This is a genomic window from Candidatus Darwinibacter acetoxidans (genome assembly GCF_041936445.1).
GTDB lineage: Bacteria > Bacillota > Limnochordia > Darwinibacteriales > Darwinibacteriaceae > DTU010.
This window is the reverse complement of sequence record NZ_JBHGXH010000241.1, coordinates 1-21731: the sequence shown is the minus strand read 5'-3', so window position 1 is coordinate 21731 and position 21731 is coordinate 1. Positions and strand designations below refer to the sequence as shown.

Annotated in this window: 14 protein-coding genes; 4 read left to right on the top strand and 10 right to left on the bottom strand. The window is 59.3% G+C overall.

Going from position 1 to position 21731, the window contains the following annotated elements:
- Window positions 1-10 precede the first annotated feature (10 nt).
- The 8 genes from ACE4YL_RS09140 to ACE4YL_RS09105 all read right to left on the bottom strand — a co-directional run bounded on the left by ACE4YL_RS09140 (window position 11) and on the right by ACE4YL_RS09105 (window position 13735).
- Window positions 11-955 (bottom strand): carbohydrate ABC transporter permease, encoded by a 945-nt coding sequence (locus tag ACE4YL_RS09140; protein ID WP_461357827.1) that lies wholly within the window; start codon window positions 953-955, stop codon window positions 11-13.
- A gap of 15 nt (window positions 956-970) precedes the next feature.
- Window positions 971-1870 (bottom strand): carbohydrate ABC transporter permease, encoded by a 900-nt coding sequence (locus tag ACE4YL_RS09135; protein ID WP_461357826.1) that lies wholly within the window; start codon window positions 1868-1870, stop codon window positions 971-973.
- A 1-nt stretch (window position 1871) separates the two neighbouring features.
- Entirely contained in the window at window positions 1872-4610 is a 2739-nt protein-coding gene (locus ACE4YL_RS09130) for a DUF5696 domain-containing protein (RefSeq protein WP_461357825.1), read from the bottom strand.
- 27 nt (window positions 4611-4637) lie between these two features.
- Window positions 4638-6794: a YIP1 family protein gene (locus tag ACE4YL_RS09125; RefSeq protein ID WP_461365092.1), complete on the bottom strand. Its 2157-nt coding sequence runs from the start codon at window positions 6792-6794 to the stop codon at window positions 4638-4640.
- Window positions 6795-6864: 70 nt separating this feature from the next.
- On the bottom strand, window positions 6865-8172 hold the full coding sequence (locus ACE4YL_RS09120) for an ABC transporter substrate-binding protein (RefSeq protein ID WP_461357783.1): 1308 nt from the start codon (window positions 8170-8172) through the stop codon (window positions 6865-6867).
- 79 nt (window positions 8173-8251) lie between these two features.
- Window positions 8252-9478, bottom strand: a complete 1227-nt coding sequence (locus ACE4YL_RS09115) for an enolase C-terminal domain-like protein (RefSeq protein ID WP_461357782.1) — start codon at window positions 9476-9478, stop codon at window positions 8252-8254.
- A 30-nt stretch (window positions 9479-9508) separates the two neighbouring features.
- A complete protein-coding gene (locus tag ACE4YL_RS09110; protein ID WP_461360173.1) occupies window positions 9509-10276 on the bottom strand; it encodes a GntR family transcriptional regulator in 768 nt (255 codons plus the stop codon).
- Window positions 10277-10282: 6 nt separating this feature from the next.
- Window positions 10283-13735: a glycoside hydrolase family 2 TIM barrel-domain containing protein gene (locus ACE4YL_RS09105; protein WP_461357780.1), complete on the bottom strand. Its 3453-nt coding sequence runs from the start codon at window positions 13733-13735 to the stop codon at window positions 10283-10285.
- A gap of 163 nt (window positions 13736-13898) precedes the next feature.
- Between ACE4YL_RS09105 and ACE4YL_RS09100 the strand changes: the two genes are divergently transcribed.
- The 3 genes from ACE4YL_RS09100 (at window position 13899) to ACE4YL_RS09090 (ending at window position 17421) form a co-directional block, all read left to right on the top strand.
- Window positions 13899-14837, top strand: a complete 939-nt coding sequence (locus tag ACE4YL_RS09100) for an ABC transporter permease (protein WP_461357779.1) — start codon at window positions 13899-13901, stop codon at window positions 14835-14837.
- A gap of 32 nt (window positions 14838-14869) precedes the next feature.
- Window positions 14870-15742, top strand: coding sequence for a carbohydrate ABC transporter permease (locus ACE4YL_RS09095; protein WP_461357778.1), 873 nt, complete (start codon window positions 14870-14872; stop codon window positions 15740-15742).
- A 68-nt stretch (window positions 15743-15810) separates the two neighbouring features.
- Window positions 15811-17421: an extracellular solute-binding protein gene (locus ACE4YL_RS09090; RefSeq protein WP_461360172.1), complete on the top strand. Its 1611-nt coding sequence runs from the start codon at window positions 15811-15813 to the stop codon at window positions 17419-17421.
- Window positions 17422-17486: 65 nt separating this feature from the next.
- On the opposite strand, the gene ACE4YL_RS09085 is transcribed toward ACE4YL_RS09090, so the two are convergent.
- Window positions 17487-19376: a sialate O-acetylesterase gene (locus ACE4YL_RS09085; RefSeq protein ID WP_461357776.1), complete on the bottom strand. Its 1890-nt coding sequence runs from the start codon at window positions 19374-19376 to the stop codon at window positions 17487-17489.
- Window positions 19377-19503: 127 nt separating this feature from the next.
- Complete coding sequence (gene tlp / locus ACE4YL_RS09080; RefSeq protein WP_461357775.1) at window positions 19504-19743, bottom strand: small acid-soluble spore protein Tlp; 240 nt, start codon at window positions 19741-19743, stop codon at window positions 19504-19506.
- Between the two features lie 194 nt (window positions 19744-19937).
- On the opposite strand from tlp, the gene ACE4YL_RS09075 reads away from it, so the two are divergent.
- Complete coding sequence (locus ACE4YL_RS09075) at window positions 19938-21581, top strand: patatin-like phospholipase family protein (protein ID WP_461357774.1); 1644 nt, start codon at window positions 19938-19940, stop codon at window positions 21579-21581.
- Window positions 21582-21731 lie beyond the last annotated feature (150 nt).

Genomic DNA, 21731 nt, shown 5'->3' with positions numbered 1-21731 from the left:
CTCCAGTTTGTTACCCCACAATACCTGTGCGCTCCACGCTTTCCACGAAGTAGCGCTGCAGGAAGATGTAGAGGATCAATAGGGGTAGAATGACCAAGAGCATCCCTGCGTTGTTGATCAGCGAGTAGAAATGATCATCCAAAAAGCCGCTGCTGGCCGCCAGTGCGCTGGCTTCGTCAATGGCCTTGTGCACTTTCGTGGCGGCGCCCTCCAGGGCCTGGGGCAAGAAATTGCGGCCGGCCATGAAGGTGGTCACATACAGGTAGTCGTTCCACTGCCAGACAAAGGAGAAGAGGAAGGTGGTGACCAGCCCCGGCACGGCCCCGGGGATCATCACCCGCCAGAAGGTGGCCAGGGGGCCCGCCCCGTCGATATAAGCAGCTTCCTCCAGCTCCTTGGGCATACCCCTGAAGAACTGCCGCATGATGAAAATGTACAGGCCGCAGCGGAAGCCCGTGCCGGTAAGGCCCATGAGGATAAACGGCCAGTAGGTGCCGATCAGGTTGAGGGAACGGCCCCTGAGCAGGCCCAGCAGGTCAAAGAAGCGGAAGTTCAGATAGGTGGGCGTCATGATCAGCTGCGGCGGGATCATCAGGGTAAAGATGGCCAGGCCGAAAACGAGCTTGTTTCCGGGGAAGTTAAAGCGGGCCAGGCCGTAGCCCACCATGGAACAGGTAACCAGCTGCAGCCCGCTGGTTAAGGCCGCCAAAAACAGCGAGCGGGCAAAGGCAGCGGGGTATTCCATATGCTCCCACATAAGCCTGAAGTTGCGCAGGGTGGGCTTTCTGGGAAGCCAGCGCACGGACTGATCGTAGAGATCCTCAATGCTCATGAGCGCGGTGGAGAACCGGTAGATCAGGGGAAGCAGGATCACATAGGCGATACCGATGAGCAGCACCGTGCGCAAAAGGGCCACAATACGCTTTCTCCATCTTTCCTTGGCTGCTAAGCTCATGTTCACACCTCCAGGCTAAACGTGGTAGAAGATCCGCCGCGAGAGCAGCCCAAATACCGCGAGCAGGATCAGGCCGATGGCCACGAAGTAGATCATGGCCATGGCCATGCTCACCCCATAGCCAGCGCCCCGCAGCATGGTTTCCCGGATGAGCACCACCAGGTCGTTGTTCATGGCTGTAAACGAGTCGATGATGGTGTAGATGACGTTCACCAAGATCAAGGGGGTCATCATGGGGAAGGTGATCAGCCAAAAGCGCTCCCAGCCAGTGGCCCCCTCCACGCTAGCCGCTTCGTATACTTCCCTGGGGATAGACTGCAGGCCCGCGAGGAAAATGAGGATCTGCACACCGGAGGCCCGGATCACCGTGGGCAGCGCCTTGATGGCATCGATTACGTAATCCACCATGCCCGCGGGAAAGCGCGCCGCGTCGAAGAAGCTCCTCACCGCTGCACCACCAAAAAACGGGGCCCCTTCCTGCAGGTGCTGGACCATGATCTGGGCATAGTCGTTTACCTCCATCTTCAGCACCACGCCGGCGCTTAAGATCACCGGGAGGAAGAACAGGGTGCGGACAATGGTGCGCCCCTTGAAGTCGCTGTTGAGGATGGTGGCTGCAAAGAAGCTGAACATGATGATCATGGGCAGCTCCGTGGCCAGCTTGACCATGACCTCCGTGAATGTCCGGGAAAACTCCGGGTGCACCTGCAGGGCATAGCCGTAGTTCTCCCAGCCCTTCCAGCGCAGCTCGAAGGTCTGCGGCGTCAGCACCAGCTCGCTGAAACTGAGCATCACTGCTTGGTAGAAGGGGACGGCAAACAGGAGGATGAAGCCCACCAGAAAGGGGACGGTGAACAAAAACCCCGCCAGCTTCTGCCTGCTTGCAAAGCTCATGGACCGCCTTTTCCTCTTCATCTCAATTCCCCCCTTGCAGGACCACGTAGCCCACCGCGGGGACCACCAGATCCTCCGACAGTTGGTAGGGCTGCGAGGTGTAGTTCACCACCACACGGAGCCCGCTCGCGTAGGTGGTCTCACAGACGTTGGGCGCCAGCACCTTGTGGTCCACCATGACTGCAGGCCAGCTTCCGCCCAAAACAGCCCGAACCTGATTATAGACGGCCAGCACATCCCGTTTGATCTCGGGATAGTACGTGGAAAACAGGTAGTCAAAATCTGTATTCTTCGTTTCAAACGAAGGATCCCAGGACAGGGCGAAGTAGGGCACGGCCCCCGTCTCCAACAGTTTCAGCAGGTAAAACTCGCCCCGGTGATCAGAGAGGTTGAAAGGCTGCCCCGCGTATTCAACCAACCCGCTCACCACCAAGGGATAGAAGGGTACGGTCTGATGCACAATTGCTGTGCCGCGGGCAAAGAGGGGCGCCTCCACCAAGACCTCCGCATAGGGCAGGACGTAAGCGTTGCCGCCGGCGATCATCAGCCGTTTCTCCTGGGCCAGGCGCTCCACCTCCTGGGCGATGATCTCCGCCGCCATCACCCGGTCCACCAGCCGGTTGGGATTGAGGCGGTAATCGGCATAGAGCAGCAGGCCCAAATCCCCCAGGGCCAAGCCGGAGATGCCGTAGCGGTTGTAACCCCGGAGGAAAGAGTCGATCACCTCCGCCAGGCGCGCTGGAGACAAGAGCGCGGTTTGACGGCCGTCAATGGGCTGGTAAGTGGCGATATGGAACGTGTTCACATAGGCTGCGCTGCGGTCCAACCCCCTGGGGGCGTGGAGAAACTCCAGGTACAGATCGGCCAGGCCGTTGCGGTGCACCTGCAGGAAGTCCACGCTGGGATACAAACCCACCCCCAGGTCCTCCAGGTACCGGTTCAGCTGCTCCAGGCTGCCGCGGCTGCCCACCGCCCGCTCCAGGGGAGCTCCCCGGGGGTAGACATGGCGGATCCCCCCGCGCAGCCAGCCCAAATAGCGGACCTTCAGGCTGCCCACTCCCTCGGCCAAAAGGTCATCCACCAGGGAACGGGCCTGCTCGTAAGTGGTCAGGGCTTCCACCACGTTGCTGGGAATGCCCAGGACGGGTCTTGTCAGGTCAAAGGAGCCGATCAGATCTACAATCAGCGGCAGATCGGTTCCGGGGGAAAGCTCGGTCAAGCCGTACTTTTCCACAAGGTACTGCCGGTAAGCCCGGGCCATCCCCGCGTAAGTGCTCTCTTCTTCGGGGAGGAACACATAGCGGAGCGCGATATCATTCTGGTTGAGCCTGGCCTGGTACATGAGGAGGGACAGCTGCCGCAGATGGATGAGCTCTCCCTCGGCCTGCATGTTCACCCTGGCCGCAGCCCGGACTTCAAAGGATGCCCAGACCTTGTTGTAAGAATCACGCATGCCGGGGAGCATGGCCTCGATCCGGGACGAGGCATCCCCCTCTTCAATGATGGCTAAAAAGGCCTGCCCGCCCTTGACCACGCCGAAGACCGGGAGGTAAATCTGCTCCTTGAGCATGGAGGAATACTCCCGGAGGGGAACGGCGGCATGATCCTGACCGTACACCCGGCGGCTGTAGGGCTCCGCCAGGGGAGCTGACCGGTTGAAATAGATCAGGGCGCCGGAACCGTCGGGGATGAACATGTAGCCCTCATCGTCCACGCTGCCCGCGCCAAAATAAGGCAGCACGCTGAGGGAGTTCAAGGGGTAAGAGACTTCCTCTTCGTTCTTCGGATCCCACACCTTCTCGGGGAAGGTGATCTCCTCGGTGGGGATGCGGACCACAAGATCCTCCCCATCTAAGAGGTACTCCACCACAACCTCGAACTGGCGCAGGTCTGGATAGGGCGGAGCCACATTGTAGTACTCATGGTCGTAGACCACATCTTCCGGCGTGTAGCCCGCGGCCTTAACCAGCTGCACAGCATCTTCAATATCCCACTGCATCACATTCCACTTCAGCAGAAGTGTTGGGGTGTCCCGCAGGGCCAAGATCTCCTCGGGCTTTACCTCGCCCAGGGAGTCGTACTTCATATTGTCCCTGATCAAAACCAGGTACTCCTGGAAGAGACGCCGCTTGTCAGCGGTCCTAAAGCGGGGTTCTTCCACCTTGATTCCCCAGCCCTGCAGCAGGTGGTCAAAATCCACGCCCATGATGCTCAAGTCCTCACCGCTGTCATAGCCCTCTTCCAGGCTGAACAGGCCGTACATGTCCCGGAGAAACTCGCGGTCCTTTTCCCGGGGGATGTTGGCCAAAATCAGCTCGTTGAACCGTTCTTCGGAAATGATGGTGGGCAGGTAATCCCTGTCCTGCCAGGTCTTCCCAAAGAGAAACTTCACCCGCAGCCCGTTGGGCAGGGGCGTGATCTCATACTGCCCGTGGGCCACAGCATCGTTGAAGCTGTCCATCTGCTGCTGCTGGTTAAAGGCGTAGTAGGTGAGAACCAGCTGGGAGCTCAGGCGGGCCTTGGCCGCACCCCTGGCCACCGTTTCCTCCTTGTCTCTGCCGGGAGGATTGGAAAACCACACCGCCCCGCTGGGCTTGTGCAGCACGGCGATCTCCGCGGTCTCGGCCTTGTAGTAGAGCTCCAAGAACTCATTTTCCGCAGCCTGGGCAAAACCGGTCAGCTCAGCGGCACAAGCGACGCCGGACAAGGCAGCCAGCAGCACTATGAGCATCACAAACTGGGTGAATAGTCTAGAGCGCATACGCTTTCAGCCCCCCTCTGCTTCCAGCTAAGTGCGGTGAATCGCTTCAGTGAGCAGCTGCCGGACGAAGAGGATGACCTGCTCGGTGAGGGCAATAAAGAGCAGTCCCAAAAACAGGGCAAAGGCCATGCCCAGCAGCGTGGAGATGCAGGTGAAAATGGTCTTGCGGAAATCATACTCGTGGGTGACCATGGTGGCCCCGAGGATGAGCAGGAGCACGGCCCAGCCCAACCCGAAGCCCATGAGCATGTAGTAAAAGGCCCCTTCTTCTTGAATGAGGAAGTTGCTGACAATAGTTAAGGGCACCACCGTAAGGATCACAGGGATGAGGGCAAAGGCGCTGGCCACATACACATCCTTCAACGTACCCTTCCCTTCCATCAGGGTGGTCAGACCCCAGTTCACAAAGGTCCAGAGCAAGAAGGGCAGAACCACACTGCCAATTTCCACCAGGAGGTTGATCTTGCTCAGGTCCACCCGGTTGAAGATAAAGCCCGTGTACTGCCTGGCAAAAACAAAGGTGAGCACAACCAAAGCCAGGATAATGGTGGCAGCAAAGGGCGTACCCCGGCGCTCCTTTTTCAGCCGTTCAAAACCGTCGAAGGGGTGGACCACAACGTAAAGGCCGAAACGCAAACTGTCCAGGGTCCTCAGGACCCAGCCCCGCCGCCGGGGATTGGTCGCGGCCACCTCCTGCACCGCAGGCGCGGTGCGCCTGGCCTTCCTCAGCCTGCGGGCTGTGAAAAAGGCGGCCAGCACCACGACAAAAAGGGCAAAGGCCTTGGGGAAATGGGCGTAGACCAGGTCTTTTCGATAGAGCTCAAAGGCCTCGGAATACTCGGCGCGGTTGTTGCCCAGCTTGAAGTTCTTCATGGCCTCGGCGTACTCGCCCCGCCTGAGCAACGCCCGGCCGATGCCGGTGTAGGCCACATCGAAATTGGAGTTGAGCACCAAAAGCTGGCCCCAGATTCTCTCCGCGAGATAGTAGTCGCCCCGCTCGTAGGCATCCAGGGCGGCCCAGATCAACAGGGCGTAATCGGTGGGCTCAAAGACCACAATACCCCGCCGCTGGCTGTCCAAAACCAGCATGGTCTTATCCAAACAGTCGATGGCCACGGGACTGGCCAGCTGTCCCTGGTCCGTACCCCAATAGCCGAACTCGTAGAGGAGGTTGCCGTTGTTATCGTAGGTGAAGACCCTCCCCCGGTTGCCGTCCAGCACGCTGTACACCCCGTAGGGCTGGACAGTAATGTCCACCAGCATCGAGGAGGTGCGGCGGGTCGCCGTGGACCAGCGGTTGGGGAACTCCACATCCCCCATGGGGATGGAAAAACCCTGGCGCCTGAGGAGATCCTCACCCTTGGCGTTGATCCTGCGGATTTTGATGGCAATTCCGCCTTCGTCCTCTTCCTTGTCCTCCGCGTGGCTGGTGGCGTAGATGAACCCCTCGGAGTCCAGATCAAAATTGGTGTACTCGGTGGGCAGGAAGGCCCTGATCCTCTGGCGCTGTTCCTTCGTGGCGAAGCGGCTCCACAGATAATCGGCAAGGCTAGGCGTGACCCTGGGCGCGCCTAGGAAACCCCTGAACTGGCCGTCCGCGCTGAAGCTGATAAACCCTTCGTATAAGTCCTGAGCAATCACGAAGATCCTGCCGTACTGATCCACGCCCACCTTGAGGGGCCGGTAGTTGAAGTTGGCCGGCAGAACGCCTTCGATGTCGGTTTGGGGAGCGGGCACGATCCGGTTGAGGCTTCCATCGGGATTCAGGTGCACGATGCGGCCGCCGCCGGTGTCCGCGACGTAGATGTGGTCCTCGGCAGTGACAAAAATGCCCATGGGAGATTTAAAGCTGTCCCCATCTCCAAAAGTGGAGATCACGCGGAGCAGCTGAAAATCCCGGTCGGCCACCACAATGCGGTTGTTGCCCGTATCCACTATGTAGATTTCACCCTTGGGGGAAACAAAAAGATCGTTGGGATTGTTGAGGGGTCCCACCTGCAGATCTTCACCCAGGACAATCCGGGAGGGCAGGTAAGCTTGGGGACTGGGTACCGCCTTCTCCCAGAAATCATACAGGTAGCTGGTGTACGGGACGGTGAAGTTGGTAATCGACCTGCCCTGGGCGTACATTACGCAGGCAGCTGCCAAAAGAATCAACGCCGCTGTCACAATCCTGCGCCACATCGTCGCCACCTCCCCTGTGGTTTAGAAGGTCTGTGAGCCCGCGGGCTCACAGACCAAAACCTTTCGGCGTTTACTGCTTGAGGTACTCGTCGATCATTGCTTGACCTTGAGGCTTGAACTCGTTGACGATGGTGGCAGCTACACCGCCGCCCTTGATTCCCATGATCACACCGCCGTAGGGGGTTTCACCCTCCCACCAAGCGCCGAGGAAGTTGTGGTAGTAAGCGGCATCGCCGTCCACCTCTGACACGCCGCGATGGAGGACTTCATAGGTCGTGCGGTCAAAGGCGCGAGCGCGGATATAGTCTTCCATGGTCTCGTAGTAATCCTCCAGCGGGAAGAGGAAGTTATCCAGGGCAATCATGCCCAGCGGGTAAGCGGCATTCCTGGGGATGAAGATGGCGTCGGCAACACCGGGCGAGAAGACATAGTCATCCACATCGTCCCCCATGGGCAGGGGCAGGACCCCGTGCCTAAACTCGTACTCGCTGGGGTCAATCTGCCACATGGGCATGATGCCGATGGCTGCGCGGCCGGTTATAAACTCCCGCATCTGCCAGTCGCCGTAGGAGATGCCCAATACGTTCTCCCACTCGCCCAGTTTGCGCAGGGCGTTGATGGCCTGGGGTTCATCCAGGGCGTAGTAGACCCTGCCGTCATCGCCCAGCCTGGTGACGGCTCCGCCGTTGGAGAAGATCATGAACATGGGATCGATGAAAGCCAGACCCCACTGATCCACGACACCATCGCCATCGGTGTCCCTGGTGACCTGACGGCCGATCTCCTCCACCATCTTCCAGTTCCATTCCATATTTTCATAGAGCTCGTAGGGATCAGGCAGGCCTTCCCGCTCGAACATGTCCAGGTTCACAACCGCGAAGGGAGCATGCCCGTAGTCGTCGGGTGTGCCCACCGAGAAGTGGAATACATGCCCGTCGTAGGCCAGGCGCTCGTTTTTCTCCCGGGTGATGGGTGAAAGCTTCTCGAAGTACTCTGGAGGTAGAATCTCATCCACTGGATAGAATGCGCCGCGGGTCGCCAGGGTGAAGAAATCCCGGTGCGGCAGGCGCCACAGATCATACTGCGAGTCTCCCGAGAGGTAGCGGTTCAGGGCCAGTTCGCCCACTTCGTCCCAACCGGCGGTGATCAGCTGGATCTCGCCGATGTTAAACAGTTTCTTGGCCTCTTCCAAACGGCCAGCCCGGGCTCCACCCTCATAGAAAGCGGAGAGGTTGTCGAAGTGCGCGACAACCGTTACGGTGGCGCCTTGGAAGTCAATGGGCCCGAAGTCCATGCGATCCGACTCGTAAGCCAAAACTGCACTGGACAGCATCACTGCCACAAGCAGCACGACGGCAAACAATCCAATCCTTCTCATTGACTCACGTCCTCCTTTATTTATCATCTGTATACTCCCCGTTGTCCCACGCTAAGTACCCTTGGCGGCGATCCCCCCTTCACTCGGTTCTTGTATGATCCGCCCAGCGATCATTGGGCAGCAGTGGATACCAGCCCGGTCGCCGGGAATCCCGGTCGTATGGGTAACTTCCAAGTTCTTTATAGAGCTCAGCATACTGCTGCAGTTTGTCGCGATCGAGTGTAACGCCCAGGCCAGGCCCCTCCGGAACCTTAACCCGGCCAGCTTGGATCACAAATTTACCCCCCTCGATAATGTCATCCCGCAGGTGATGGTAGTGGGCGTCGATGTCAAAGGACAGGTTGGGCAGTACAGCCCCTAGATGCAGCATGGTGGCCAGTTGAATGCCCAGCTCCCCGGAGGAGTGCACACCCACACCCAGCTGGAAGGTTTCACAGACATGCGCGGCTTTCACGCAGGCCCGGATCCCCCCCCAGAACGTGGTGTCCAGGAGGATCACATCCGCCGCGGGATGGAGGATGTTCTGGGCCAGCTGTTCAAAATCCACCACCACGGTGTTGGTGGCCAGGGGAATGCGCACCTTTTCCCGCACCCGCCGCATGCCGTTCAGGCCCCAGGTGGGGTCTTCCAGATAGTCATTGCGGATGTGTTCGATCTGCCGGCCAAACCAGATGCTGTCTTCCACGCTCCAGCAGGCGTTGGGATCGATCCGGAAGGAATCCTCCGGAAACTCTTCGGCCAGGGCTCGGTAAGCTTCCAGCTCATAGCAGGGGCTGAACACGCCGGCCTTCAGCTTGTGGGTGCGAAAGCCATAGGTTTCCTTCAGCTGCCTGGTGTGCTCCACCAGCTGTTCCACGGTGCGCACTTCCCCGTGGAGCCCGTCGTCGCTGGGGTAGCGGAAAAAGAGGTAGCTGGCCAGGGGAATCTCATCCCTCAGCTTACCTCCTAAGAGTTTGTAGATGGGCAGGCCCAGCTTCTGCCCGATAATGTCCAGGCAGGCAAACTCAATGGCCGCCATGAGCTGGGTGCGGTTGTTGTAGAGGCTGGCTGTTGGATTGCAGATCTTGAAGCGGAGCTCTTCCAGGGCAAAGGGATCATGCCCCACCAGGTAGGGCTTGAGGCCCAGAAACTGGAGCTCCGCGCTTTCACCGCCGCCTCCCATTTCACCGAGGCCGATAATGCCTTCATCCGTTTCCACTTCGATGATCGTGCGCACAAAGCGCCCCCAATGCTCCCCATTGCTGTGCCTGAGGGGAGCCTCCAGGGGTACAGTAATTGTGGTCGGCCGGATATCTACAATTTTCACCTAGACCATCCTTTCACTCACCACGCCTCTTTACAGGTCCACAAAATATTCCGGGTAATCAGCCAGCAGTTGATCCTTTTCCACAATGACCATGCGCAGATGCTCGCCCATGATCCTCTTGGCCTCTTCTCCCTTGCCCTCCCGCAGAGCCTGGAGGATCTGCCGATGCTGGTTCAAGATCTGATCCCAGCGGAAATCGTGGGAGAGGCGCAGCACCCTGAGGCGGTAGAGGTCTATGTTCAACTGCTTCACCATTTCGTAGGTGCGCTCTTTACCACAGGCCCGGAAAATAGTTCCATGGAACTCGTCGTCCAAACCCAGCATCTCCAGGTAATTCTTGTTCCGGTAGCACACCTCTTGGGCCGCCAGATTTGACTCCAGCTTGTGCAGATCTTCCTCCGTCAGCCGTCCGGCCGCTTCCTCAATCACTGCCTTTTCCACAATCTCACGCACCCAGCGCCCCTCCTCTAGGGCCCTGAGGTTAATCAAGGAAACATAGGTACCCCGCTGCGGATAGATCTCCACCAGGCCATCCTGGTTGAGGTGAACGAAAACTTCCCGCACCGGTGTGCGGCTCACCTTAAACTGTTCAGAAATCTCCTGCTCGGACATTTTCGTACCCGGCTTGAGATCCAGGTGCAGAATACTTTGGCGCAGCGTACTGTAAACGAACTCCCGGGCAGATGCTCGGCTTCCAGGGACCCGCCTAGCTGTTAAGTCCTGTATCGTAATCGCCTCCCGGTCAATACTACCATGGTAGTATACTTTAATAATATCTAACACTTTCCTAAAAGTCAACGGTGTTTATTCCATATTTACCAAATCCGTTCCAGCGGGCAAGAAGCGCAGGTAAGCCAGATCGAAGCGGGCTCCCGGCAGAAAGACCAGCCGGAGGTGGGCCCTGCCCCTGATGGTCTGGAGCGGGAAAACCTGTTCCGTGTAGTCCTCCCCGCGCCTGAAGACCACCTGCTGGCGCTCTTCCCCGTGGGGGAAGGACAGGCTGAGCACCACCGCAGCCTGCTCTAGGGGCGTGCGCCCACAGAGGATCAGTCCTCCGGCTCCCTCCTCCCCAAAATCCAGCGGCCCAAAGTCCAAGGTGGTGTTGTTGCCGATACCTTCGATCCTATCCCCCCTAATGGTGAACTCATCGCCATAGACCTGGTCGCACTCCCCGGCGGCAATCCGGGCGAAGGCCCGCCGCTGCCGGGCAAAGGAGAAGCCCTTGATGTGCAGCTTGTCCCAGGTGACAAACCAAAGGGACGTCACACCCCTTAAGCGCTTGGCCAGTTGATAGGTCTCGGGCTGATACACATTCCACCTGGTGGGTTTGGCATAAAAGGTATCTAGAAGGAGCACGCTGCCCTCTTCCCGGGGCCTGCCTTCCCAGAGCTGCAACCGGTGGGGGGAGCTGGTGAGGGCAAAGATGGGGATGGTGATCATATCGGAGCCCTCGGGCCCGAAGTCCAAACCGGCGAAGCCCACCTGGGTTTCCACCCCGCGGGCGGTGGCCACCCCCCGCTCGTTACCCGGTCCCACCACCCCCACCACCGCATCATAGAGACTCCCCGCCACGAATCTGTAGGGATCTTTAAAGCGCACGCCCAGGCCCTCGGCGGTAAATTCCAGCTCGGCAAAGAGGCGCACCTGGTCGGTGCCGTTTTTGCTCAGGCAGCGCAGGCGAAACTTCCCATCCCCCAGGGCCCTGAGGCGCACCTCGCCCTCGCCCACCTCCACAATTTCCGCCAGGTGCGAGTCTGTACCCCCGGGGTTCACCACCCGCCAGCTGAGATCGGGGTAAGAGGCTCCCGCGGGGTAAAGCCCGGCCCGCACCGTCACTTCCCGGCACTCGGGGGTGAGGATCCGCTCTCCCTGGGCCGTGAGCTCGATCTTGCGCAGGGGAATTTCCGAGAGCCGCCCCGTGTGTATAGGCTGGGGACGGTTTTCTTCCCGGGCGGGAACGCCCCTTGGCGGGCCGCCCGCCGCCGGGCGGCTGTAAAAAACCGCCGCGGCCCGGGGTAGACCCGGGGAAGACACCTCCAGCCTGATCTCCCCAGGCTCAAGGCGCGCGGCGATGATAGCCCGCAGTTTCCCGCTAAAGAGCCGCCTGCTTATACCCTTAAACGAGTCGTAATCGGTGCTGTCTCCGTTATCCAGCCCCACCAGGCGCCCGGCGCCGCTCACCTGCACTTCCACCCGGTTGGTGGCGTTTTCCACCGGATTGCCCTGGGCATCTTCCATGGAGATCTCCACGAAGATCAAATCAGTGCCGTTGGCCTCGATTTCCCTCCGATCAGCCTTGATCTTGATCCTGGCCGGATCGCCAAAGGAGCGCCGCACCGCGCAGGCCAATACCCTGCCCTTTTCATCCAGGGCCACAGCCTTCAGCTCCCCCGGCACATAGGGAACCTTCCAGCTGGTAACGTATAAGTGCTGGGGCTCCCGCATGTTTCTGCGGCCGATTTCCCTGCCGTTCAGCTCCAGGACCACCTGGGGAGCGTTGGAGCAGACCCGCACGTCGATGAGCTGGCCGGGGCTGAAATCCCAATGGGGGAAGAGATGCACCATGGGGTTGGTCTTGTAGTCGGTCCAGGCGGCCTGGTAGATGTAGTAGCTGTCCTTGGGAAAGGCCGCGGTGTCCAGCTGGCCGAAGAAGGAGTTTTTGCTGTGGTAGGGCGTGGGTTCCCCCAGGTAGTCAAAGCCGCTCCAGATAAACTGACCCAGGGAAAAGGGAGCTTCCCGCTGGGCGTCCAGGCAGTCCTGGGTACTGGGTGCACCCCAGCTCACGGGGCTGTTGCCCAGGGCGGAGCACTGGCCATCGTCTTCGCCTAAGGTGGGCACCTCCAGGGGAAAGTGGTAGATGCCCCTGCTCTGCACCACGGCGCTGGTCTCGCTGCCATAGATCACCCAGTGGGGGTATTTTTCCCTATGGGCGCGGTACAGGCCGGTGCCGTAGTTGTACCCCACAGCATCCAGCAGCTCGGCGCAGCGCTGGGTGTTCTCCCACTGCAGGTAGTTGGAGGCAAAGGTTACAAAGCCGTTCCCCCGGGGATCGTGGCGGCGCACCTGCTCAATGAGGAGGCGGGTCAGCTCCAGGCCCCGCTCACCCACATGGGTGTCCAGCACCTCGTTGCCAATGCTCCACATGAGCAGGCTGGGGTGGTTGCGGTCCCGCCGTACCCAGCTGGCCACATCCCGCTCCACCCACTGGGGGAAAAAGCGGGCGTAGTCGAACTTGGTCTTGGGCAGCTCCCACATATCGAAGGCCTCGCTGATCACTAAAAAGCCCAGCTCATCCCCGAGTTCCATCAAAGCCTTTGCCGGAACGCTGTGCGCGGTGCGCAGGGCATTTACGCCCATCTTTTTCAAAAGCTGCAAGCGGTAGCGCAGGGCGTCTTTGTTGAAAGCTGCGCCCAAGGCGCCCAGATCGTGGTGCTCGCACACCCCCTTGAGCTCCAACTTGCGGCCGTTAAGGATCAACCCCTCTTGGGGGCTTAAGACCGCTTCCTTAAAGCCCACATTCTGCCAGGTGCGGTCCAGAACCTGACCGGTTTTCCCATCCACGAGCTCGGTGCGGAGCCGGTAGAGGCGGGGCTTGTCGGGGTCCCACAGCTCCACCCCCCTGAGGACCAGTTCCTGGCTGCTCAGCAGCCTGCCCACACCTGGGGGCAGCAGCTCCCGGGAGCTGGCCGCGGGCGTTTTACCCTGGAAAAGGGTGTGGACCACCGCCAGCGGCGCGCCGCTCCCCGCCTCCACTTCGCAGTCCACGGCTGCCGCCCAGGTGTCTGTGCCCTTAAGGCGGCGGCTGGAAACGTAGATGCCGTCTGTAACCAAGAAGTCAGCGTCCCGCAGCTTCAGCCAGACGCTGCGGTAAATCCCCGCCCCGGAATACCAGCGGCTGTTGGGGGCCTGGTGCACAACCCGGACCAAGATCTCATTGGACCCAGGCCTCAGCGCCTGGGTGATCTCATATTCAAAGGAAGTGTAGCCGTTTTTCCAGTCCCCGATCCAGGTCCCGTTGACAAAGAGGGAGCAGTCCAGATAAACGCCTTCAAAATAGAGGAAGATGCGCCCCTGGCCGTTATAATCTAAATACCGCCTGTACCAGCCGATGCCATCTGCATAGAGGCTTTTGGCATCGTAGATCAGCCAGTCGTGGGGCAGGTCTACATCGGCAAATTCCAAACCGGCGGGATCAAGCTGATCCAGCGGACCTCGGGCAAACTGCCAGCCATCGTTGAGCAGTACAGTCTCTCCCACCCTGCGGCCTCCCTTCCCGATCGCTGCAAACCCCGCTGTTTCTTGTTTTCCCGGGGTTAAATGCACCAAACCACCGTAAAAAATGGGGTTGACTTTTATCAAAATGTAAGATATTATTCGAGTATACTACCATGGTAGTATAAAAAGGGGCGGAGGGCAAGAGATGAAACGTGTAGCCAACATCAATCCCCGGCGCATCATCAACTACCTGCGCAAATACTGGTCCCTTTATCTGATGCTTTCCATTCCCATCGCTTATTTTATTGTCTTTAGGTACATCCCCATGACCTATATCCAGATCGCCTTTAAGCGCTACAGCATCGTTCAAAGCCCGTGGGAGATGCCTCTGGCAAACAATCACGGGTTTGAGTATTTCCTGAAAGCTTTCCGCAACCTCGATTTCCTCTATGCGCTGCGCAACACCCTGCTTTTGAACTTCCTGGACTTGGTGATCGGCTTTCCAGCACCGATCATTTTGGCGCTGCTCCTCAATGAGCTGACTTTTCCCCGCTTTAAGCGATTTACCCAGTCCGTGGTCTACCTGCCCCATTTTCTCTCCTGGATCATCATTGCCGGACTGGCCAAGCAGCTTTTTGCGCCCACCTCGGGTATGATCAACATCCTCTTGAACCGTTTGGGCTTTGAATCTATTCCCTTCCTCAACGATCCCACCCATTGGGTGTTTACCTATGTCTTCCTGGGGATCTGGCGCAACATGGGCTGGAACGCCATTATCTACCTAGCCGCCCTGACCAACATTAACCCGGAGCTTTACGAAGCCGCGGCCATTGACGGAGCGAACCGCTGGCAGAACATCTGGTACATCACCCTGCCGGGCCTGCGTCCCACCATCTTCACCATGCTCATTCTCAGCCTGGGGCATATCCTCAGCAGCGAACTGGACCGGCCCTACGCCTTGAGCAACCCCTTGGTGAACAGCGTATCCAACGTCCTCTCCATCTTCGTCTACCGCTACGGCATCCGGGGGCTGCAGTTCTCCCTCACAACCGCCGTGGGCCTGTTCCAGTCGGTGGTGTGCGTGATTTTCCTGGTGGCAGCCAATGCCCTGGCCAAAAGGTTCGGCGAGCGCGGTATTTGGTAGTGTAAACAAAGGATAGAAAGCGAGGATGAGCCGTGGTCAAATCCAAACGCTCTAAAGCAGCAGATCTCGCCATTGCCTTTGTCTGCCTGCTCTTGATCATCATCTGTTTGCTGCCCATGCTCAATATTCTGGCCCGGTCCCTCAGTTCCACGGAATATATACTCCGCAATCAGGTGCTGCTCTGGCCCAAGGGCTGGAACGTGGAGGCGTACCGGCTGGTGCTCACGGACAGTAAATACACCTGGTCCCTGGCTTGGACCGCCATTTTGACCGTGATCTGCGTGGGTGTGTCCATGACCATGACCGTTTTATGCGCCTATCCCCTCATCTACCGGGATCTCAAAGGGCGGCGGTTTTTCAACACCATGATTCTCTTTACCATGTACTTCAGCGCGGGGACCATTCCCCACTACCTGCTCTACAAAGACCTGGGCCTTTTGAACCATCCCCTGGTCTTGATCATCCCCAACAGCCTGTCGGTCTTTTACATGATCATCATGCGGACGTTCTTCTACTCCATCCCCGACAGTCTGCGGGAGTCGGCGGAAATTGACGGGGCGGGCCCGATACGTATCCTGTTTTCCATCTACCTGCCCCTGTCCAAACCAGTTCTGGCCACCCTTTCCCTGTTTTATGCCGTGGGCCGCTGGAACGGTTTTTCCGATGCCTTGTACTACATGAATGAGCGCAAATACCATCCTATCCAGCTGCTGCTTTACAACATCCTCAACGCGGTGACCAGCATCGAGATCCAGACCCAGGAGGGCTTCGCCAGCGCTCCGGGCATTTCAGATACCATCCAAGCGGCAACGGTCATGTTTGCCACCGTGCCCATTCTCATCGTCTATCCTTGGCTCCAAAGGTACTTCATCAGCGGAGCCACCTTGGGAGCGCTCAAGGATTAGGGCACACGGTTAAAGGGTTATAATGCACGTCAGTGCTTTATAAAAAAAGAAAGGAAGGATGAGTTGCCATGCGGAAACGACTGTTTGGTGTGCTGCTCCTGGCGCTTCTCGTGTTGGGCAGCTCGGTCTTGGCCTTCGCGGCTGATCCGGGGTTTGTGGATGGGCGTTTTACCACCACCCGCAAGATCACTGTGGAGATCTATGACCGGAGCAACCCCGGAGGTTCGCCACCGGAGGACAACTTCTGGACCGATTTTATCAAGAAGGGCATGCTGGAGAAGTACAACGTGGAAGTGGAGTTCAAGCCAGTACCCCGCTGGACAGAGGTTGAAGTGATCAACAACCTTCTGGCTGCGGGAGATGCGCCTGATATCTGCGTCACCTACAGCTATCCCACCATCCTAGCCTATGCCAATATGGGCGGCGTGCTGGATCTGGCCCCCTACCTAGAAGAGTATAGAGAATACCTGCCGAACCTGTTTGGGCTGTTGGGCGAAACCAATATCTACTGGAACAGGGATCCCAACACCGGTACCGTCTGGGCCATCGAAGCCCTGCTCTTCCAGAACAAGAAGATCAACACCTTTGTTCGGGAAGACTGGCTGAAGAAGCTGGGCCTGGAGGAACCCAGGACCCTGGAAGAGTTTGAAAACATGCTCCGGGCTTTCCGGGACAACGCGGAACTGCTCCTGGGCGAAGATGCGGACAAGATGATCCCCTACTCCACCAGCTTCGACGTGGGCTGGAGGAACGACCATCTGATCATGTCCTTTGTGCCCAACGACATGTCCGACAGGGATATGTGGGTCTACGGCTTTGACGATCGCCATCTGCTCTGGCCCAACTACAAAGAAGGCGTACGCAAGCTCAACCAGTGGTACAACGAAGGCCTGATCTGGAAGGACTTCCCGCTGTATGGAGCCGGCGACCGCACCGAAGATAACTTGATTAAGGCCGGTTATGTGGGCGCCTTCATGCACAACTGGGACTACCCCTACCGTGATGGCCAGGAAGGCATCCATGTCCAGCTGAGGAACATGGTAGGCGAAGAGGCGGCCTTCATCGCGGTGGAGTGCTTCCCCAACGATGCGGGCATCTACCGTAAGTATCTCAGCGCACCTATCGACAGGAAAGTGTTCTTCCCCGCCACCAACAAGGAACCCCTGGCTTCCCTGCTGTATCTGGACTTCATCTCCAGCCTGGAAGTGCGCAGGTTCCTCCAGATCGGTGAAGAGGGCGTGCATCACATCGTCCACGAAGATGGTGCCATCGAGATGCTGCCTGTGGTGGGCGAGAAGATCATCAACTCCCCGTCCAACATCGACTACACCATCACCATCAACGGCCTTGATCTGGGCGATCCCGTGCTCACCGCCAGGTCCATCGCCCTGAACTATCCGGGCGTAGAAGCCAAGTACATTGAGCGGGCCTACGAGATCACCAGCAACGAAGCCCGTTACGGCATCAACGTCCAGGTTGGCGACATCGAGGCGGAGCAGGGTATGGAAACCGCCCTGTCTGAGAAGCGGAACAACCTCCTGGTCCAGGCCATCGTGGCCAAACCGGAAGAGTTTGACGCTGTCTGGGATCGGGGCTTCCAGGACTACCTCCGCTCCGGCGGCCAGGCCATCATCGATGAGCGGGCTGCGAAATACGACGCGATGTACGGAGACAACTAGCAACCTAGAAGTATAAGGGGCTGCACCGCTGTGGTGCAGCCCCTCTTGTTTTGCTGTCGTTCCCTTTACAGATGGGCCCGGAATGGGGAGGCAGGCAGGCCCTCTGCGCTATAGAGGTTGGCCCCTTCCGGGTTATCGTGCCAGGCATAGCGCACCCCCACTGGCTCGGGCACATCTGCACTCCACACCAGCACGGTCTCCCCTTGGACCTCAGCCTGGGCGGCGTGGAATACTCCATCTGGGCCGCAGACTTCAAACCACCGCAGCTCCCCACCCCTGGCCTCCAGGCCTCCCCCGGTGTCTGTGAAATAGACCCGCAGGGCACCGTTCTCCCGCTCCAGGCGTGCAAAGAAGGGACCCTGGGCGGTGATGGGCTCCCCGAAAACCATCCGGCGGGCCGCCAGGTGCAGCCGTAGGGCAATATCCTTTTTGTTCTGGGGATGGAGATCGTTGGCTTCCCCCACATCGACGGTTACCGCCATGGCGGTGCGGGGCAGCTCTAAGGATTTCAGCTGCTGTTCCCGGAGAAGGGCCCACTGGCCGGGCTGGGGATCCCCTTCGAGAGTGGTGTCGTAGTTGGGCAGCTGCACAAAGAGGAAGGGCAGCTGGGGATCGCTCAGATCCCGGCGCCAGTTCTCAACCAGCGCGGCAAACAGCCTCCCGTACTCCTCCGGTGCGCCCGTATTGGACTCGCCCTGATACCAGAGGACACCCCGGAAAGCACAGCCCTTAAGGGGGGCGATCATGGCGTTGTACATCCCGCTGGGCTGGTGGTGGACGCTGGTGAAACGCTGCAGAGGCTCTGTGCGGCAGCCCACCTTGTACTTCCACTCCCCGGTGAGATCTATACGCTCCGAGCCGATTTCCAAGGCATAGCTCTTGCCTTCAATAAACCCTCCTCCGCCGTAGCCCACAATCACCCGCACCGCCAGGGTGTTGATCCCCGCCTTGAGCACGCCGGGGGGCACTTCATAGTTGCGCGGTGGGTAGCGGTAGCCCGTTTTGCCCACCTGCACCCCGTTGAGGTAGGTGAAATCGGCATCCGCTATGGCCCCCAGGCGCAGGAGGGCACCGCGGCCCGCGGCGCCCTGGTCCAGCTGGAACTGTTTGCGCAGCCACACTGAACCGCAGAGGCCTTCCAGCTCAGTCCCCTTCCAGAGCTGGGGGACCGTCAGGCCGTCCCAATCCCCATCATCCAGATCCGGGCTGTACCAGGGGGTTTCACTCTCCTGCAGCCCCACATCCCGGGCATTGATCCCCTCAAACCAGGTTGCTGTGGCCGCCAGCTGGCCATCGGTCAACTCCCGGACGTACTCGGGGTCCTGGCAGCGAGCCAGCACATCTTCATAGCCCCCCAGCTCCCGGATCACCTCTTCGCTGAGCCAGGCTTCGATGCGGCTGCCGCCCACCGCGGTGAGCACCAGGCCCACCGGTACCCGGTAGCGCTGGTTATGGGCCTGGGCAAAGAAGTAGCCCAAGGCGCTGAACTCCAGCACCGTCTGGGGGTTCACCGCCTCCCAGCTGCCGCCGGACAGATCGGTCTGGGGACCGGCGAAGTTGAAGGAGATGGGCACACGATACTGGCGGATCCAGGGATTGTCCGCCCCCTTGACCTCCTGGGCATAAAGATCCAGGGTCCTGGCCACGGGCAGCTCCATGTTGGACTGGCCCCCCAGGAGCCACACATCGCCGATGAGAATATCCCGGATCACCAGCTCAGATCCTGCCCCCGTAATCACCAGCTCAAAGGGGCCGCCGGCCTCTTGGGGCGGCAGCTCCAGCCGCCAGGTTCCCGCGGCATCGCTTTGGAATCTATAGACCGCTCCCCGAAAGCGCGCTTCCAGTTCCTCTTGGGGAGGGGCCGTGCCCCACAGGCGCAGGGGTACCTCCCGCTGGAGCACCATGCCATCGGAAAAAATGGCAGCCGCCTGCAAACGCAAATCCTCTCTGCTCAATGGACCTCACCTTTCTCCAGCCTGAAATCGGAGGGGCTTGCTGCCCCCTCCCAGGTGAGAAAATTCCCCTCCCGTAAGGCCATTTCCTGCCAACAAAAAAGCCGCCCGGCCTGGACGGCTCCTTTTCCTATTCCTTCTGCCTCTCCTGGAAGGCATATTCATCGCGGATCTCCCGCCGCTTAGCGGCAATGGCCTCCTCCCGGCGGCGGTTTTTGGCCCTGATGGCCTCCTTCTGCTCTTCCGGAAGGTTCATCTGCAGCGTCTTGTGGGCTTCCTCCAGGTTTTCAATGGTCTGCACCACCTGCTGCCGGAGTTTTTCCACATTGTCACTGCGGTCGTCGGGTTTGGGTCCTGGTTTTTTCGCCATGCTATCTCCTTTCTCTAGGTTAACTCGCGTGTAGCATGGCCCTACCCCTCTTTTTTTATCCTCGCCGGGGGGCGGCAGCGCTTGACAAACGCCCCCCAAAGCCATACCCTTTTCACTAGGCGACGCATACAAAAACCCTTCGCCAGCCGAAGTTATATACTGCGAAGGTGTTTACTTAGGAGTTGAGAGCATTGATGCATAGAAAAACAGCCGTAAGCCTCTTGGCGGCGGTCCTGATCCTCTGCCTGGCCGGCGCGGGTGCCGCGGCGAAGCAAACCAGACCCACGGTGGCCCTGGTGCTGGGGGGAGGCTCGGCCCGGGGCTTCAGCCACATTGGATTGATCAAGGCCCTGGAAGAAAACGGGATCCCCATCGATATGATCGTGGGCACCAGTATGGGGAGCATCGTGGCCGGCCTTTACGCCGCCGGTTATTCGGTGGAAAACATGGAACAGTTAGCCACCCATCTGGACACCTCTAAACTGCTGGATATCCCCCTCCCGCCCACGGGGGGCGTGGTGGACAGCACGGGCATTCAGCAGTTTTTGGATGTGCTCCTGGATGGGAAAACCTACGACCAGCTGCCCATACCCTTTAAGTCAGTGGTGGTGAACCTGGGCACAGGCAGGGAGCTGGCCCTGGATGAAGGCCTGGTCAGCGTCGGCATCCAGGCGAGCATGTCCATCCCCGGCGTGTTCCCCCCTGTACAGATCGGCGATGCCTACTACGTGGACGGCGGCTTGAAGAACCAGGTGCCGGCCAACGTGGCCGCGGACATGGGCGCCGATGTGATTATCGCGGTCTCTTTGGAAAAGGACTATGAGAACCCCGATTACCGCAGGATCATGAACAATCTGCGCATGTCCCTAACCGCCATGCTGGAAGGCTACACAGAGATCAACACCGCCATGGCCGACGTGCTCATCGTGCCCGACGTGGGGCTGGATTCCTCCTGGGAATTCCAGAAGGCCGCGTATTTCATCGAGCAGGGCTACGCCGCGGGGCTGCAGTACGTGGAGCAGATCAAGACGGTGATCCTGGCCAAGGATCCCACGTTCCAGTTCCGCCCCTACAGGCAGGATGGCTACAGCACCACCGAGTTCCAAGAGATCGTCCAGCGCGCCGAGCGCCGGGTGGCCAGCCTGCCCAAGCGCTTCACCTTTAAGCCTGAATTCCAGTTTGACAGCGACTACAACTTCCCCAAGATCGGGTTCAAATTCACCCACGGACCCCTGGCCTGGTTTGGCCTGGGCTACCGCTACGGTTTTGACCCCGACAACGGGGGTCACGAGGTCTTTGTGGACTGGGGCCGGGCCCAGTGGGGATCCGTTGACCTTTTCGTGCGCCAAAGCCCCAACCGGGAGCGCCCCACTTTGGGGGTTGCGGTCACGGGGCCGGAGTGGGAAAAGCTGATGCTGGAGGCCACCTATGTCTCCCAGGGGGACAAAGCCTGGCAGGTTTCGGCAACCAGCAGCAAGCTCCTGGATTACTCCCGGGCGGTGGCGGGCCTCTCCCTGCGGGTCAGCGGCCTGCGGCCGGAGGAAGACCAGCCCATCCAGGACACACTCCTTGTGGCCCTGTCCCCCCAGGTGCAGGTCTACCCCTGGGGTGAAGAGCACTTCCCCGTGGGCTTTGCCCTGGTGCGGCCGTACTTCTTAGGCGGGGTGACGGTGGAAACGCCCGTAACCGAGCTGGATGTAAGGCCCAGCCTGCGGGTGGGCGTGGGCAGCGAGCTGCACTTCTTTGGGTTATACCCCACGGACCTCTCGTTGGGCGTGGAGCTGGACAGCTCGGCCCAGGCCACGGTGCGTTTTGGCATCACGGGACTCCGGTTCTAGCGTTGAACTTAATCGAGTAGGTAGCCGCTAGGTGATCAGCCTAGCGGCTTTCCTCTCACAGAACGGTGCGTACGGGCCGCGTACACCGCTCCTGAAGAATCTACCGCCGTTCGTAGAACTGCGACACAATACCAACACTGTACTTCGTTA

Bases quoted from the DNA above. Each gene is read 5' to 3' on its own strand.
- ACE4YL_RS09075 (WP_461357774.1), top strand. From the start codon at position 19,938: ATGCATAGAAAAACAGCCGTAAGCCTCTTGGCGGCGGTCCTGATCCTC.
- ACE4YL_RS09140 (WP_461357827.1), bottom strand. From the start codon at position 955: ATGAGCTTAGCAGCCAAGGAAAGATGGAGAAAGCGTATTGTGGCCCTT.
- ACE4YL_RS09100 (WP_461357779.1), top strand. From the start codon at position 13,899: ATGAAACGTGTAGCCAACATCAATCCCCGGCGCATCATCAACTACCTG.
- ACE4YL_RS09135 (WP_461357826.1), bottom strand. From the start codon at position 1,870: ATGAAGAGGAAAAGGCGGTCCATGAGCTTTGCAAGCAGGCAGAAGCTG.
- ACE4YL_RS09120 (WP_461357783.1), bottom strand. From the start codon at position 8,172: ATGAGAAGGATTGGATTGTTTGCCGTCGTGCTGCTTGTGGCAGTGATG.
- tlp (WP_461357775.1), bottom strand. From the start codon at position 19,743: ATGGCGAAAAAACCAGGACCCAAACCCGACGACCGCAGTGACAATGTG.
- ACE4YL_RS09125 (WP_461365092.1), bottom strand. From the start codon at position 6,794: ATGTGGCGCAGGATTGTGACAGCGGCGTTGATTCTTTTGGCAGCTGCC.
- ACE4YL_RS09090 (WP_461360172.1), top strand. From the start codon at position 15,811: ATGCGGAAACGACTGTTTGGTGTGCTGCTCCTGGCGCTTCTCGTGTTG.
- ACE4YL_RS09130 (WP_461357825.1), bottom strand. From the start codon at position 4,610: ATGCGCTCTAGACTATTCACCCAGTTTGTGATGCTCATAGTGCTGCTG.